Source organism: Pseudoalteromonas xiamenensis, assembly GCF_017638925.1.
Lineage (GTDB): Bacteria > Pseudomonadota > Gammaproteobacteria > Enterobacterales > Alteromonadaceae > Pseudoalteromonas > Pseudoalteromonas xiamenensis.
This window is the reverse complement of the sequence record NZ_CP072135.1, coordinates 375,635-389,313: the sequence shown is the minus strand read 5'-3', so window position 1 is coordinate 389,313 and position 13,679 is coordinate 375,635. Positions and strand designations below refer to the sequence as shown.

The following is a 13,679-nucleotide window of genomic DNA, read 5'->3' as shown; positions in this document are numbered from 1 at the left end:
CTTAGCCTTTTTGCGTTTTATTTAATGTATTGATAATAGACATACTTTGAGCAACTAGACTACTCGCATCTGTCGCACCATCCGGCAACAGAATGACCGAAGATTGTTTCGCAATCGCTTCTTTTGCCGCAATCGCTTTTGTTGCAAGGTCAAGCTGGATTGCCTTTTGACCTTCTACAGTATTTGCCGCGTCACCCACTTGTCGCGACGCCTGTGCTTGTGCTTCTGCAACCGCTAAAATTGCTCTAGCTTCACCCTCTGCTTTAAGGATCTGTTCTGCTTTGTCTGCTTCTGCCGCAAGAACTTGTGCTTGTTTTTTACCTTCTGCAACATTAATTGCTGCTTGTCTGTCCCCCTCGGACTCCAAAATTTGAGCTCGTTTTACCCGTTCTGCTTTCATTTGGGCTTCCATGGCTTCCATAACGGAATTAGGCGGCACAATGTCTTTAATCTCATAACGCAAAACTTGAATACCCCAAGGATCAGAAGCTTGGTTAATCGCTGCAACGATATTCGTATTTAGTAAATCACGTTCTTCAAACGTTTTGTCTAACTCCATTTTACCCAGCTCACTGCGCATGGTTGTTTGCGCAAGTTGCGTTACCGCAAAAATATGGTCATCTACACCATAAGTGGCCTTATAAGGATCAAGGACGCGGAAATACAACACGCCATCGACGATAAGTGAAATATTGTCTTTTGTAATCGCAGACTGTGAAGGGACATCTATTGCTTGCTCTTTAAGGCTTCTGTCTGCAGCGATTCGATCGATAAATGGCACTATAAAATTCAGACCAGCCTCTTTTGTAGACTGGAATTTACCAAACCGTTCAACTATCCACGCTCGGTTCTGTGGTACAAATTTGATACTGCTTTTCAAAACAATAATGACAAACAGCAATACAAAGAAATTAATGGTAAATACAAACTGTAAAAGTTGACTGACTGGGTCCATGTGTATTCCTCGCTTAAACACTAATTCAGTTCCTAAAATCAGCCTACCATGACTAATTCAATTAGCCTATAGATTCGTATAACTATGTAATTGCACCTAGACGTTACTTTTTTGTAAATATTTTGTTTTTTATGTTTGACTTATGAAATGGATCAGCTAATTTTAAGACTCGAAAGGAAACCTCGAGTTATCAATTCAACTCTTTTTGCAATACAGACACGTTTTAACCCAGTGAGTCTCAATGGGGCTTTTGCCCCTTTTTTCTATTTTCTAGTTAGGGTTTTCGTAGCCTTTGGAGAGCAACAAAGGTTGCGACGCCTTTTTTAGACGTTTGTTCATTTCCTATTTCTAGTGGAAAGCTTTGCTAAAAAACTGACTCTCTCCATGTAATTCATTCGCTGTAATGAAGCCTTTTACTTTTACCTTGAACCGAACATAAAAAAGCCACACAGGAGTGTGGCTTTGCATTGCTTTTGGGTGTATTAGCAATGAATTCTTATGCGGCTTGGTTGCCGTCTTCTTGGCCCAAGCGAATTAAGTAGTCGAATGCACCGAGTGTTGCGGTTGCGCCGCTGCCCATCGCGATGATGATTTGCTTAAACGGTGTCGTTGTCGCATCGCCTGCTGCATACACACCAGGAATAGACGTCGCGCCTTTTGCATCAATCACAATTTCACCAAAGCGCGTCAGCTCAATACCGCTGTCTTTTAACCAATCGGTGTTAGGAACTAATCCGATCTGGACGAAGATACCTGCAAGTTCCACCGTTTTTAACGCTTCGGTCGTTCTGTCTTTGTACACAAGGCCGGTCACTTTGTTACCGTCACCCAGTACTTCTGTCGTTTGTGCACTTTTAATAATCGTAATGTTTGGCAAACTCTTCGCTTTACGAATAAGCACTTCGTCTGCTCTGAGCGTGTCGGCAAATTCCAATACCGTAACGTGCGATACGATATTTGCAAGATCAATGGCCGCTTCTATTCCAGAGTTACCCCCACCGATCACCGCCACAGGTTTACCTTTAAAGAGCGGGCCGTCACAGTGTGGGCAAAACGCGACGCCTTTGCCTTTATATTCTTGCTCGCCGGGTACATTCATGGTTCTCCAACGTGCGCCCGTTGCAAGCACGACTGATTTGGCTTTTAAGACCGCGCCATTTTCAAGCCCGATCTCCACGTGTTCACCACGTTTAAGCGAGGTTGCACGTTGACTTTTCATAATATCGACGTCGTAGTCTTTTACGTGTTCTTCAAGCTGCGCGACTAATTTTGGGCCTTCTGTGACTTTAACCGAAATAAAGTTTTCAATCCCTACGGTGTCTGCAACCTGACCGCCGAAGCGCTCTGCAACGACACCAGTATTTAACCCTTTACGCGCTGCATAGATCGACGCTGCAGAGCCTGCTGGACCGCCGCCGATAACCAACACATCAAATACGGACTTGTCATTGAGTGCTTTGGCTTGTTTTGCACCCGCGTTTTTATCAACTTTGTTTAAAATTTCCGTTAAACCAATGCCACCTTGCGAAAACGCTTCGCCATTCAGATAAACCGTTGGCACCGCCATGATGCTTTTCGCACTGACTTCGTCTTGGAATAACGCGCCATCAATCATGGTTGCTTTCACATTTGGATTAAGCGCCGCCATCAAATTAATCGCTTGTACGACTTGCGGACAAGTTTGGCAGCTTAACGAGATATACATCTCAAAATTCAATTCAGACTCTAAGCTTGCGATTGACGCTTTGTCTTCGTCACTTACTTTTGGTTGATGTCCGCCGCTGTGTAGTAACGCGAGCACCAAACTAGTAAATTCATGGCCCATAGGGATACCCGCAAACGTAATTTCAGTCTTGCGAGCTGGGCTTGTTACCGTCATAGACGGAATACGTTTGTTTTGCGCTGCTTCTTTCACTGTAATCAGCGAACTGAGTGACGCTAAGTCATTGGCTAATTGCTTTAACTCTTGTGATTTTTTGCCTTCATCGACAGCAATGACCAATTCAATTGGGTCAGATAGCGAGTTAAAGTGGCTTTTTAATTGATTTTTAATGTTGTTATCTAACATAGATTTAGTCTCAACTGCTGTGAATGGTGTGGTGCTCGTTGAGCACCACCTTTGATTACTTAACGTTTTGTTTTAACGCTTAGATTTTGCCAACTAGGTCTAGTGATGGTGCCAATGTTTCATCACCTGGTTGCCAAGAAGCTGGACAAACTTCACCGTCATGGTTTGCAACATATTGAGCAGCTTGTACTTTACGTACTAATTCTTTCGCGTCGCGACCGATGCCTAGGTCATGCGTTTCAACAACTTTGATTTCGCCTTCAGGATTAATCACGAACGTACCACGTAGTGCTAAACCTTCTTCTTCAATCATCACGCCAAAGTTACGAGTGATACGGCCTGTTGGGTCACCAATCATTGGGAATTGGATCTTCTTAATTGTGTCTGACGCATCGTGCCATGCTTTGTGTGTGAAGTGTGTGTCTGTTGAAACAGAGAATACTTCAACACCCATGCCCTGAAGCTGCTCGTAGTGATCTGCAAGGTCACCTAGTTCCGTAGGACATACAAACGTGAAGTCCGCTGGGTAGAAGAATACGATTGACCATTTGCCTAGTAGATTTTGTTCGCTCACAGGCACGAATTCGCCGTTGTGGTAAGCCGTTGCATTGAAAGGTTTGATAGTCGTGTTGATTAATGAAGTCATGGTTTTCCTCACTTGTAATTAATTTAACTGATTAAGTGTGCGAGCAGTTTTTACTTTCGTTTTCGCTGTTCGCTTTCGATGTGATAAAGATACGTTGAATCTATAAAGAGATAAAATTGATTGTTTAGATTATTCCAATCGATTTTTTAGAAGATGAATTAGATAATCAAGTCGTTTGCCTATTGACGATAAATCAATGAAAATTAACGAGGGTTAATCGGAGCTATCTATGGAACGTTATTTCAATCAAATTCAAATGGGTTATCTAGGACTTCTTCCTTTTTTATTTTTTGTCACATGGCAATTATTTACAGGTGCCGATGCCACGGCTATCAACATGTTTTCATATTACAGTATGGGGATTCTGGCATTCATGGCTGGCTCAATTTGGCGGCCAGGTGCACAAAGTAAAGTATCCGCTTGGTTAACCGTTGCTGTCACCATTCCATTCCCACTGCTCGCCTTAGCGAGTCCTTTAATGGTGTTAATTTATTTAAGTGCCGCGTTCTGGGTCGTACTACTCGTTGAAAAGTCTTCACCTCTTTGGCCTGACTATTATCCCGACTATCGAAAAATGCGTGTTGTTTTAACGTCTGTTGTGTTTGTCAGTCACCTTTTTCAGATAGCAATGTTTTTATCTTTGACTACGCTTAAGTAAATTAATTTTGATTTCTTGCCAATGCGCCATCCTGTTTTAATCGCATTCATTTGGATTATCGGATTTTCCTTTTCTATCACAGTATGGACGTCAGCCCATTCTTTTTACGAATCTATCGAGGAAATGCTGTGGTTTTGCTTGGCCTTAACCTTGTTAGCACAGTACTACCCCAATAGGACTTCTCCTCTTTTTCTTTCTGGTTGGGCGCTTTTTTGCTTTGGAATGACATTAGACATCGCCGATGAGTTTTTTGAAGATTCCTTCGCGATATTCAACATTATCGACACCTCCATTAAGAATGCCGGTTTTATTATGATTGGTGTGGCGATGCTGCACATGCTTCGCCACAAGCACAATCTAATTAAACAAATCAATCAAGAAATGGCTGAGAAAGAACTTCTACAGAAGAAGCTGCAATTTGAAGCCTATCATGATCCACTTACTGCACTCGGCAATCGTCGAGCTTGCTTTGAGTTGTTTGAAACCCAGCAAGAAACACACAGTCATCTTTATTACTTTGACCTTGATAACTTTAAAACAGCCAATGACAAACATGGGCATTTAGTAGGTGACAACATTCTGAAGCTGTTTGCTCATGCAATTAGCAAGGAGTTTGGTGCTGATAACTGTTTCCGATTAGGGGGAGATGAGTTTGTCGCGTTCGGAGCCTCCATACCAATTACCGAACAATGGCGCGAGCAACTACTAAACGAGTCTCAAGCCTTTTTCTGTGGGGGCAAGTATTGGGTATGTCGAACTGCGCGAAAACGTATCTGCTGATACCTTGCTAAATCTTGCAGACCTGCAAATGTACAAAGACAAATCGCATAAAATATTTCGTTCCTCAAGACGGCATTAGCTGGCTTAAGTGGCATACCACTGATACTCTATAGTTATTATTCCAACAGAGGAAAGCCTGTGTTTAGTCAATTATTTAGTAACAAAGCGCTCGAGCAAGAAGTCACAAAATTAAGACAAAGCTTAGCACAAGCAGAAAACAAACTTTCTAAACTAGAGTCGGAAAACGAAGAACTAAAACAAGAACTCATTCATCAACAAACGCTATTGAACGACAATACGGACAATCAGCTACTCCAATCTGCCTTAAACGGCCTGTCTCAAATCCACGGTATTCGTGAATCTGTTTTACGCAGTTTTGAAGAAATTAATACTGAAAGCCAAGCGATTAACTACGTCAATCAATCTTTCCTCAAATCTGAAAACTCACTGAAAGACATTTTGGGTGGGATGGATACGTTGTCGACAAACATGGGCGGTATGACCACCAATATATCCGGTCTTTCGCAAATGGCTGACAACATCAATACGTTCGTAACCACCATTTCTAAAATTTCAGATCAAACCAATTTGTTGGCTTTAAACGCAGCAATTGAAGCCGCACGTGCTGGAGAAGCCGGCCGAGGATTTAGCGTCGTTGCCGATGAAGTTCGTGCGCTTGCAAACAATACCAACGAATCTGCGAACGAAGTATCCGACCTTGTAAAAAAAATCATCAGTACAACGCAACATACGGTTGAGGCCGTGTCCGTAATCCAAGGGTCAAACCAGCAACTTTCATCAAGCATTGCCCATCTCAATGATGAATATCATGTGATTGTCGATCGTTGTAAAAGCATGAAAGGTACTATCCAGAAAGCGTCTGGACTAACGTTTATTCAAACCGTCAAACTCGACCATGTAGTGTGGAAGGGTGAAGTGTATAGCCAATTGCTCGGTAAAAGCCGAACAAAACCAGAAGAGTTTAGCGACCATACAATGTGTCGATTAGGTCAGTGGATGAAAACCGAAGGCTCTAAAATCTATTCTGATTTGTCTGCGTTCAAGCGACTTGACGCGCCTCACAAAGAAGTTCACAGAGCAGGTGTAGAAGCGATGAAACTGTTCCGTGTTGGCAATAAACAAAGTGCAGTAAAAGAACTTAACAAGATGGAACAAGCAAGTGCCGATGTCATGCACTTATTAGACGAACTGGCCCACGCTGGTCGTTAAACGGATACATCTGATACAATAGCGCCAAGAATACTTGTTAGTTTGAAACATGCATATTAATCCTACTTGGCGCGTCCTCACTGTCGGTGACGGCGATCTAACCTTCTCCCGCGCGTTAAAAATGAAGTATCCAGAATTATCACTGGTGGCATCCGTTTATGACAGTGAAGAAACGCTGAGAAACAAATACGAACAACATGCCATAGATGATTTATACGATGCTAAAGTTCCTGTCTACTTCGAATTCGATGTAACAGACACAACATGTTGGGCGAAGCTCGCTCGAACGTTTGACGTCGTGATTTTTCAATTCCCGTTAATCCCCTCTTTCACGTCCAAAGAAGCGTTCGAAAGTACGCCATATTCTGTGAATACGCTTAATCGGATTTTATTACGAAAGTTTATTCATCATTCTCAACAATGCGCACTGGATCCAAACGGTCCAATGCTAAGCTACATCACTTCAAAAGATGTTAAACCTTATCGAGAGTGGAATTTAGAAGGTTCACTAGTTAGCAATCTCAACTACCATTACTTAGGGTGCAGTCCTTTTAATATCGAACTTTTCCCAGACTATAAAATTCGCAACGTAGACCGAGATAAACACGTCAAAGATACCTCAGGTATCACTTATGTCTGGTCTACAAAAACTGAATTAAATGAAAACCACTCGCTTCAAGTGCCTGAATATCTGGGTGAGCAATACTGCACAATGTGCAGGGTGGGTGAGTTCTTAAATGAACAAGACAAATCTGCGCATAAGCGTTCGAGACTTCACAAAGCAATGGCCCGAAATGAAACAGCATGGGAAGCTTATTTAGCGGTTGAAAATTTGCAAGATTGAGTGCTTTTTTAAACTAAAGTTAACAGTTAAATACTAATTTGTATGCATAAAATAAAGTATACAATTATTGATTGTTCTGCGCTTTCAAGCACATTAGACTAGCCGCTCTTTTGTGCTTTATGGGATTATCATGGTCTTTAATCGCGATTTTGTTTTTGCTTTTATTTGCTTGCTGTGCGCCATGATTACGATTCAATCCGGCGCATCTATTGCCAAGCAACTATTTCCTTTAGTTGGTCCTGAAGGTACGACAGCGTACCGACTCGGTTTCTCGGCATTGATTTTATGTTTAGTTTTTCGACCTTGGCGTCAATTGCCAGCGCAATGGGGTTCCGTTATCGTCTATGGCTTATGCTTAGGTGGTATGAACATCATGTTCTACTTTGCGCTTGAGCGCATTCCCCTAGGCATCGGGGTCGCGCTCGAATTCACAGGTCCTTTGGCCGTCGCGTTATTTTCTTCTAAGCGGAAACGAGACTACCTTTGGGTCGTTTTCGCAATTGTCGGAATATTGCTACTGTTGCCAGATATGTCAAATGTAAATGGCCTCGACCCAATCGGCGTGCTTTTGGCGCTTGGTGCGGGAGCGTGTTGGGCTGGGTACATTTTGTTTGGCAAGAAATCAGGAAATCAAGGCTCTGGAGGGATTACCGTGGCGCTTGGTATGAGCATTGCCGCTATTTGCCTCGTTCCCGTCGGCGTAGTATCGCAAGGCAGTGCGTTATTAAATTGGGATCTTATCCCGCTTGGTATCATGATTGGTGTTCTATCAAGCGCTCTGCCTTACAGTTTAGAAATGGTTGCGCTTCGCAATATGCCTGCTCAAGGCTTTAGTATCATGATGAGCCTTGAACCTGCTATTGCCGCCATTGCCGGCTTACTTATTCTTGGCGAGATACTCTCATTTTGGCAGTGGCTTGCTATTTTAATGGTTATCATCGCTTCACTGGGTAGCTCTATTACTGCGAAGCAACCAAGTTAATCAAAGCAGTTACGTTCAAATCCGTTAGCTTCTAAGTAAAAAATGCACGAAGAGCAACACGTTTATTCCCTTATAAAAAATGACGCGTTGCTCTTTGTCGTGAAATCAACGGGTCATATATAGAAGGTAATTGCCCGCACCTGAGTAAGAATAAACAATAACTCGATAGTAACCACTTGCTGCAGTGTAATTTATGGACTCACTGGAAGTTGGAGACTCTGACACTGCAACTTGCTGCCAAGCACTGTTTACCCATTTTTCAATTTTTAGGTCGAAATCCGCACCTGTTGGCCCTTCTAAGTTCAACGAAATGCTACCACCAGCATACTGAAACCAATTACCATTTGGTTCAATTGCCTGACCTTTGTTGTCAAGGTAACCTCGATATTCCTCAATAGGCAAAGCGCCAACTAAGTCAACATTGAACGTCATTGTTGGTTTTGGATCTGAGATTTTATCAATCAACATGCCCGAATTTTTCCCACTCCACCATTTTGCGTTCGTCCCTTTGCTCGATAACGCATTCGGTAACGTATCAGAAAACTCACCGGCCACATCAAATAAATCCGTGCTATCACCACGATTGCGATTGTTTTCAGGATCACGATTGCCATCGGCATGCTCCATTTGAATGTATGGGTGCCACTCATCGGAATTCGAACCTGTTGGGTCGACATGCCAAATAGCGAGACCTTGATCAAGTTGTTCAGAGTTTTGGCCACTTTTGTGGATAGCTTCTATATAAAATGCTTCGTTCGCGTTGTTTTCATTGGTCCATTTGTAAGACGTGTTTGTTCCAGATGTATGGCTAACTTGGCCTAAAGGCGCATTACGGTTAATACTCGGGTTAAGCTCCGTCACTGTGTCCCAACCAGCTTTATCTCGCAATGGGGCAACAGGCGGGGTTGGTTTGAAGCGATTGGTCGCGCCGATTGCACCAAATCCCATAACACCGAAACTTGCAACAGAACCTTCTGAAGATCCGTCATAGTCGTATAGATCCGGCCAGTTGGTAATCAAGTGCCCGGATTCATGAACAAACGTACCGATGGCAAGACTATTTCCCATATCGGTAATTTGATATCGATCGGTGCATACTCCATCAGCACAGAATCTTGGACTCAACTGCGCCATGTGTGGCCACAAACCTTTAGACCAACTACTGTCTGATGCACCAGCATAAAACACGTTTAAACCTCGGATACGCTTGCTGCTATCGACCGTTAACGTCGAAAAATCAAACCCTTGTGTGTTTTCAAGCCAAGCTAATGCTTCCGATATTAGTTCCTGAGAACGCACCGTCGAGCTCAAACTGCTGTCTGCATAGTAGGCTTTATTTTTCTTCGCGGTGTAGTATGCAGTAACCGTGTTGGTGTAATCGAGTTTTCCACCTGAGACTTCACGAAAATAGCCACGAACAGACTGCGCATTCCCGAATTCGGCGTAATTCAGATCATTTAAGAAAGACTCTACTTGGGATTTGCTAATGGTCCCACGTAAATCTGGGAAATCGATAATGATCGTCAACCCCTTTACATTACCGTCTATTGCAAGTGGTGCACTACGCTCGCTTGAAGTGCCCAAAAACTCCGTTCTCGCTTTACTCAACTGCTCGATAACCGCTTCCCGCGACAGAGATTTTCTCTCACCAAATGTTGCTTCTAAACGCTTATTCTGTAATGTTTTGCTAGCAACCAATACTCCACTAGATATGTACGTTTCACCGTTCTCTGAAAGTTTCGCGTAAGTCATTCCTTTCAGCTTCTCATCATAGATTACCGGGAATCCAGAGGTCGTTGTTTGAGTTGCGACGTAGGTGTTGCCGTTGAGCACGATTTCCACTTTTTCACCATTTGGCTGAGTGAAAAAATAGGACTGATCTTTGTAGGGTATTGCTGCAAATGCGCTACTTGACGCTACGACTAAGACTGACAAAACTTTGCCTAAATGTTTACCTTTCATGTTGTATCTCCATTTATTGGGTACAACATAGATACCAACAGATTAACATTTAATCAACCTTGCATTTTCATTTTACCTATTCCTAAATGGACAACCTATATCTATCATTTGACTTAATATCGGTTGGTATATTCTGGTATTGCTTGCGTTTTATCTGAAAAATTCCAATATGAGGAAAATAAAGGGTGAACGCTTCTGTCGCACATTTTGTGAACAAATGTAATAAAAACAGAAAAGGCTAAGTACGTAAGAAAATAGGCAATGGTATTGCAAGCTAAACTTGTGTCTGCACTTAAAACAAACTTGTTAACCACATTAAGTTATAAGCTCGCACGCGTGTTTACAACTTTACGTCCAAATTCTTTTTAAGTACCGTACCAAACTGTTCACTCACATCATCAAACGCAAGTTCACTTAAGACGTCCATTGATTCATTTCGAAATGAAATTCCTTTTCCTTTAAAAATATTTTGCTTGAAGATTTCATCTTTTTTTACATTGACCATTCGGATAGACACAATCACATCTGCCCTGCGACGGCGAAATGATGGTTTGCTTGCTTCTGTGATATCAATAACCACCGTGGCTTTAGTTAACTTGTCCGTTGTCATTAATCCCATATCACTCAATTGGCTTAATGTTAGATGAGCAAGGTAATCGAGTTGAGGCTCGTTGTTTTTTACAAAAAAAGTTTGTGCCTTCAATCGTTGATTTTGTAGTTCACGTTCTGCTTGCAGCGCATTTTTAATATCCGCATCAGAAACTACAATAGCCGAGTAAACTAGGCATCGTTCGCTATCAATCCAATTATCGTAGACAGTTGCACCCTTAATAATTGCTTTACTCTCAAAACGTGCCTTATTTTTTGTTCGACTAAGCGCTACATTATTTTCTTTGAGTTGATCGAGTTCGGTTTTTGATTGAACCGTTGTCTCAAGCAACACGACAAGCGATTCTGTTGCTGACTGCTTCGCTTTTTTTAGATCTATCTGCTTCAAACCAGTGCACCGCGCAATTCCAAATGTTTTAAATTGGCCGTTGCCTGTTTGCTCAGTGTCAACCCAGCCTGGCTTTGCTTGTTGCTCAAAATAATTTATACAACCGCATGCAGCTTTCACATTCGTGGAATAAAGTAGGGATCCTAAGATCCCTACTAAGATGAAGCCAAACTTCATTACAGACGTCCTGATTCTTTAAGCTCTGCTAACGCCACGTCAAATTGGTTACGCTCATCAACTCGACGAATTGCGGTACGCGTTTCTTCTAGATCCTTTGGATCGATATCAAGCATCATCGCTTTTTTATAGAATGCTTTTGCAACGTCAAGTTCCCCACTTCGCTCTGCGCATAAGCCGTTGTTATATAGAAGCGCCAATGAATCACTGTACATAGATTGTGCATCAGAAAACATCTGACATGCTTCGTCGTACCACTTAGCTTCCGCAAATTCGATGCCTTTATTCAACTTAGCTTTCGCTTCTTTTGGCATTTTAGAACTATCACTTTCCATCAAGTCTGGTGAAACCACAACTTGATGTGGTGCAATGTCTTTGCGCAATTCAGCAAACGCGACCTGAACAGCAGACTGTCTCAATTCTTCTTTTGTTTTATGCGGCTCATTATCGTCTTTGCAACGGCTTGACTCTGCATTGCCACTGTAGCTTTTATTGAACACAATACGTCCTGACTCAACGGAGACCACTTTTGGCGTTAAACGCGCATGTACTTGTTTAGTTGAACAGCTAACACTGTACTCATGTTGGCTTTTACATTTCTTGTCGGAACATTTAGTACGTGTTTCAGAGTAATGTTGCGTTTCATCTGAAAGCGTATAACTTGCCGTTACAATCGCGTCAGCACCAAGCAATTTTCCTAACTTAGCACTCGTCTTTGCATCGGCTAAATCGCTGGTTGAGAAACGTTGCTCTTTGATTACACGGTCTATCGTAGAGCGGTCAATCATGACGAAATAGTTCTGCCCTTCAACTACCGTATTCGTGTATAGCGACTCAACACGGTCGGACATTTCTCTTTCTACGCTCGAACCTAAGTTTCCAGAGACATCCGTTACAGCTAGTTTGCGGACATCATTCATTTGTTGCTGTCGCGCGGGTGACATGTACTCAATTGGCAAAGGTGGGCTTGTAAACGCACTTGAAACGACCTCACCTAAGTCTTGCAGTGTAGACATCACACTTTGAGTCACATTACAGCCAGATAGTGTGACCGCTGCAGCAGAGAGTAAAATTACTTTTTTCATTTAATTTCCTTTTTATAGTCTGTCATTCGATGCAAAGTAGTCTTTACTGGCGAGTACTTTTTGCAAATAACGTTGTGTTTCCGTTGGCGTACGTTTTTGCAAAGTCTCGAATACCTCTTGAGGCGCTAACCGATTGATTTGTTCTATAGCTTTTACTCGATTATTTACACCACCATTAAATGCTTTTGATACGTTGCCTATGCCTGTATTGTAAGCGGCTATGGTGCAATATAAGCGACTAGTTGGATTTTCTATGCCACTTAAAAAGCGTTGAGTGAGTAGGTTTAAGTAGGCTGCGCCGTAAAAAAAGATTCTGTTCGCTTTCATAGAGCGTTTGAGCATCCGGGAATCCATTCTTTTTAAGTGTAAACTTATTCACATCAGCACCCGCTGTAGCTGGAACTATCTGCATCAACCCAAACGCAGGAATACTGGATTTGGCGAGCGGATTAAAATGGCTCTCGGTTTCCGTGACCGCCAGTACCAAATTCACTTCAATTCCATGCTCTGAGGCATTTTTTTGAATATCAGCCCAAAATGGTGCGCTTCGCTCTAATCGCGAACGATTGCGGTTGATTTGATAAGTTTTCGTGTTCGTGGTCAGTAATTTTTCACGCTGCATCGAAAGTTGTTTTTTATCTTCGACAATGGATTCCTTCAACTGTTTTTGTTCATCGGAAAGAGGCTTTTGAGATGCTAAATTGGCAAGTTCTTCAAGTTGATTGTCGATCCGTTTGTTGGTACGTTCAATCACATTAGACTGATACTGAGAAGGTGCAATTTCTTGTGCCGTCGATGCCATTGTCTGTAACTGCACAATGCTTTCAATGCCAATTTTGCTTAATGTTGAGTCCTCCACCAAACTCTCAGTTTGTATTTTGGGGGCTTCTAGGGAGAACTCCAATTCGGCGAGTTGGCTCGGTGAACGATTAAGCGATTGAGTTAATAACGCTTTGATCTCTTGCTCGGTTAGCGCTTTAATTTCGTCATTGATAATACTAATTTCAATGGCGTCTTTCTCGAAATCAACAACCAGTTTTGCATTGCCATCTGCCGAATAATGAACAAACGTGTCCTTGCTTGAAACCTCTGGAACGCCCCATTTTTCAATAAGTTGCGCTTTAAATGCGTCATACTTTGCAAGATAGTCTGTTTTAAACTGAGCATATTGCGCTTTTTGCTTTAATTTGAATTCATCAAACGATGTCTTTGTAACAGACTCAGCGTTGACTGAAACACTCATTATTAAAGCAGCTAAAATCGGTGTACTAATAGTCCTTGTAACCATGCCAAAG

The 13,679-nt window shown here is 42.3% G+C and carries 12 protein-coding genes; 5 read left to right on the top strand and 7 right to left on the bottom strand.

Going from position 1 to position 13,679, the window contains the following annotated elements; translation table 11 throughout:
• Position 1 precedes the first annotated feature (1 nt).
• The 3 genes from J5O05_RS19480 to ahpC all read right to left on the bottom strand — a co-directional run bounded on the left by J5O05_RS19480 (position 2) and on the right by ahpC (position 3,669).
• Positions 2-955, bottom strand: coding sequence for an SPFH domain-containing protein (locus tag J5O05_RS19480; RefSeq protein WP_208845291.1), 954 nt, complete (start codon positions 953-955; stop codon positions 2-4).
• 496 nt (positions 956-1,451) lie between these two features.
• Complete coding sequence (gene ahpF / locus J5O05_RS19475) at positions 1,452-3,023, bottom strand: alkyl hydroperoxide reductase subunit F (protein WP_208845290.1); 1,572 nt, start codon at positions 3,021-3,023, stop codon at positions 1,452-1,454.
• Positions 3,024-3,102: 79 nt separating this feature from the next.
• Entirely contained in the window at positions 3,103-3,669 is a 567-nt protein-coding gene (gene ahpC, locus J5O05_RS19470) for an alkyl hydroperoxide reductase subunit C (RefSeq protein WP_208845288.1), read from the bottom strand.
• Positions 3,670-3,898: 229 nt separating this feature from the next.
• Here ahpC and J5O05_RS19465 point away from each other — a divergent pair, with 229 nt between their 5' ends.
• The 5 genes from J5O05_RS19465 to J5O05_RS19445 all read left to right on the top strand — a co-directional run bounded on the left by J5O05_RS19465 (position 3,899) and on the right by J5O05_RS19445 (position 8,163).
• Positions 3,899-4,327 carry a DUF3429 domain-containing protein gene (locus tag J5O05_RS19465; protein WP_208845286.1) on the top strand — a complete coding sequence of 143 codons (429 nt, stop codon included), beginning with the start codon at positions 3,899-3,901 and terminating at the stop codon, positions 4,325-4,327.
• 222 nt (positions 4,328-4,549) lie between these two features.
• Positions 4,550-5,107: a GGDEF domain-containing protein gene (locus J5O05_RS19460; protein ID WP_208845284.1), complete on the top strand. Its 558-nt coding sequence runs from the start codon at positions 4,550-4,552 to the stop codon at positions 5,105-5,107.
• A gap of 138 nt (positions 5,108-5,245) precedes the next feature.
• Entirely contained in the window at positions 5,246-6,337 is a 1,092-nt protein-coding gene (locus J5O05_RS23005; protein ID WP_244370181.1) for a methyl-accepting chemotaxis protein, read from the top strand.
• A 49-nt stretch (positions 6,338-6,386) separates the two neighbouring features.
• Positions 6,387-7,181, top strand: coding sequence for a class I SAM-dependent methyltransferase (locus J5O05_RS19450; RefSeq protein ID WP_208845282.1), 795 nt, complete (start codon positions 6,387-6,389; stop codon positions 7,179-7,181).
• 130 nt (positions 7,182-7,311) lie between these two features.
• Positions 7,312-8,163 (top strand): EamA family transporter, encoded by an 852-nt coding sequence (locus tag J5O05_RS19445; RefSeq protein WP_425281527.1) that lies wholly within the window; start codon positions 7,312-7,314, stop codon positions 8,161-8,163.
• Between the two features lie 105 nt (positions 8,164-8,268).
• Here the strand turns inward: J5O05_RS19445 and J5O05_RS19440 are convergent, their stop codons facing one another.
• From J5O05_RS19440 to J5O05_RS19425, 4 genes are all read right to left on the bottom strand, one after another.
• Positions 8,269-10,125 carry a M6 family metalloprotease domain-containing protein gene (locus J5O05_RS19440; RefSeq protein WP_208845280.1) on the bottom strand — a complete coding sequence of 619 codons (1,857 nt, stop codon included), beginning with the start codon at positions 10,123-10,125 and terminating at the stop codon, positions 8,269-8,271.
• A 340-nt stretch (positions 10,126-10,465) separates the two neighbouring features.
• Positions 10,466-11,299, bottom strand: coding sequence for a hypothetical protein (locus tag J5O05_RS19435; RefSeq protein ID WP_208845278.1), 834 nt, complete (start codon positions 11,297-11,299; stop codon positions 10,466-10,468).
• Positions 11,299-12,384, bottom strand: coding sequence for a CsgG/HfaB family protein (locus J5O05_RS19430; RefSeq protein WP_208845276.1), 1,086 nt, complete (start codon positions 12,382-12,384; stop codon positions 11,299-11,301). Before J5O05_RS19430 ends, J5O05_RS19435 begins: the two co-directional genes overlap by 1 nt.
• A 238-nt stretch (positions 12,385-12,622) precedes the next feature.
• Entirely contained in the window at positions 12,623-13,672 is a 1,050-nt protein-coding gene (locus J5O05_RS19425; protein ID WP_208845274.1) for a transglycosylase SLT domain-containing protein, read from the bottom strand.
• Positions 13,673-13,679: the final 7 nt, after the last annotated feature.

What these genes read in the sequence shown, in the direction of transcription:
- J5O05_RS19430 (WP_208845276.1), bottom strand. Translation starts at nt 12,384, where the DNA reads ATGAAAAAAGTAATTTTACTCTCTGCTGCAGCGGTCACACTATCTGGC.
- J5O05_RS19480 (WP_208845291.1), bottom strand. Translation starts at nt 955, where the DNA reads ATGGACCCAGTCAGTCAACTTTTACAGTTTGTATTTACCATTAATTTC.
- J5O05_RS19425 (WP_208845274.1), bottom strand. Translation starts at nt 13,672, where the DNA reads ATGGTTACAAGGACTATTAGTACACCGATTTTAGCTGCTTTAATAATG.
- J5O05_RS19460 (WP_208845284.1), top strand. Translation starts at nt 4,550, where the DNA reads ATGACATTAGACATCGCCGATGAGTTTTTTGAAGATTCCTTCGCGATA.
- ahpC (WP_208845288.1), bottom strand. Translation starts at nt 3,669, where the DNA reads ATGACTTCATTAATCAACACGACTATCAAACCTTTCAATGCAACGGCT.
- J5O05_RS19445 (WP_425281527.1), top strand. Translation starts at nt 7,312, where the DNA reads ATGGTCTTTAATCGCGATTTTGTTTTTGCTTTTATTTGCTTGCTGTGC.
- J5O05_RS19435 (WP_208845278.1), bottom strand. Translation starts at nt 11,299, where the DNA reads ATGAAGTTTGGCTTCATCTTAGTAGGGATCTTAGGATCCCTACTTTAT.
- J5O05_RS19440 (WP_208845280.1), bottom strand. Translation starts at nt 10,125, where the DNA reads ATGAAAGGTAAACATTTAGGCAAAGTTTTGTCAGTCTTAGTCGTAGCG.
- J5O05_RS19465 (WP_208845286.1), top strand. Translation starts at nt 3,899, where the DNA reads ATGGAACGTTATTTCAATCAAATTCAAATGGGTTATCTAGGACTTCTT.
- J5O05_RS19450 (WP_208845282.1), top strand. Translation starts at nt 6,387, where the DNA reads ATGCATATTAATCCTACTTGGCGCGTCCTCACTGTCGGTGACGGCGAT.
- ahpF (WP_208845290.1), bottom strand. Translation starts at nt 3,023, where the DNA reads ATGTTAGATAACAACATTAAAAATCAATTAAAAAGCCACTTTAACTCG.